The sequence below is a fragment of the Polaromonas sp. P1_E3 genome (assembly GCF_056405935.1).
The window spans coordinates 1-1,466 of the sequence record NZ_JBFUBD010000558.1 but is presented as its reverse complement, the minus strand read 5'-3'; the positions used below and the strand labels follow the sequence as shown (position 1 = coordinate 1,466).

General features: G+C 60.1%; 3 protein-coding genes. All 3 read right to left on the bottom strand.

Annotated elements, in window-relative coordinates; translation table 11 throughout:
* The coding region (locus AC1D0Z_RS21655; RefSeq protein WP_477660211.1) for a TRAP transporter large permease subunit at positions 1-300 on the bottom strand (300 nt) is incomplete at its 3' end.
* 15 nt (positions 301-315) lie between these two features.
* The gene (locus AC1D0Z_RS21650) at positions 316-825 is read right to left on the bottom strand and encodes a TRAP transporter small permease (protein WP_477660210.1); all 510 of its coding nucleotides are present in this window, start codon (positions 823-825) and stop codon (positions 316-318) included.
* Between the two features lie 96 nt (positions 826-921).
* Positions 922-1,466: TRAP transporter substrate-binding protein DctP (gene dctP, locus AC1D0Z_RS21645; protein WP_477660209.1), on the bottom strand; the 545-nt coding region annotated here is incomplete at its 5' end.

Here is a 1,466-nt window from a genome sequence, read left to right as displayed (position 1 = left end):
GATATGCAGCAAGCGGCCGGGCAAGCGGTCCAGCCAGGGCGCCAGGCCCTTGAACATGCTGTCGGACAGCTTGCTGCGAAAGAGGATCTCACCCATCCACAAAAACAGCGGAAGGGCTGTCAGGGTCCAGCTGGACGTGGAGCCCCAGATGGTCAGCACCATGCTGTCCCCCACCGGGCGCTGGGTCAGCAGCTCCATCCCCAGCAGGGCCACGGCCAGCAGCGACAATCCTATCCACAAACCCGATCCCAGCGCCACAAAAAGCAGCACGATCAAGCCGAAGGCAATAAAGATATCCATTTTTTTCTTCCAGGCTTATTCAATATGGGCTGTTTCACTGGAGACAGCGATGAAGCTGCCGCCGTGCCAGCGCTCGACAAGGGCTTGTACAAAGGACAATGCGAAGCCAATGCAGCCCAGCGCCATGGCGAGCTGTGGAATCCAGAGAGGTGAAGCATCTGCTGCCGGCGAGATGTCGTGCGTGCTGTAAGACACCCAGACGAGCCRCACGGCGTACCACGCCACATAAACCGCAAGGGCGAGCCCGGCACCCAGGGACCACCACTCAAGAATGCCGCGTACCCTGGGAGAAACGCGTTCAAGCAGCAAGGTCACGCGGATGTGGTCGCCATGCTGGAGCGTCCCGGGCAGCGCAAGGAACAGTGCCGCAGCAATTGCGTAGCCGGCGTAGGCATCAAGACCGGAAATGTCCCAGTTCGCCTCACGCGCCAGCACACCCAGCATGACGGTGCAAAAGGCCGCCAGCATTGCGACGCAGGACAATCCCATTAGCAGTTTGTAAAAATTCCGGACGAGTTTGCCCATCACGTGCTCCTGCATCGATCAAAAAAAAGAAGAAAGACAGCGGCGGGCCTTCTGCCAGGTCCGCGTTGCACGGACCCGCCCGCCGCGAAAGGCCGCTTATTTCTTGCGGTAAGCGTCGATTACGGCCTGGCCTTCAGGGCCTGCGGTCTTCAGCCACTCGGCCGTCATGGTTTCGCCGATGGCGGCCAGTTCCTTCTTGACGCTGTCTGAAGGTGTGCTGATGGTCATGCCCTTGGCGGCCAGTTCCTTCATGTATTCGCCGTCCAGCTTTTCGCTGGTGGCCCAGCCACGCTGTTCGGCAGCGGCAGCGGCCTTGAGCAGTGCATCCTGCGTGGGCTTGTCCAGTGCATCGAATGCCTTCTGGCTCACCACTGTCGCATTGCGCGGAAGCCATGCGCTGACGGGATAGAAGTATTTGACCTGTTCATGCAACTTGCTTTCCACGCCGCTGGCACTGGACGTCAGGAAGTTCTGCACACCACCCGTTGCCAGTGCCTGACCCAATTCGGCAAGCTGGATGGTCACCGGTTGCGCCTTGAGGAGCTGGGCAATACGCGTGGTCGCCGGGTTGTAGGCGCGCATCTTGGTGCCGGCAAAGTCGGCAGGCGTGCTGATCGGCTTGAGCGAATACAGCGATTGAC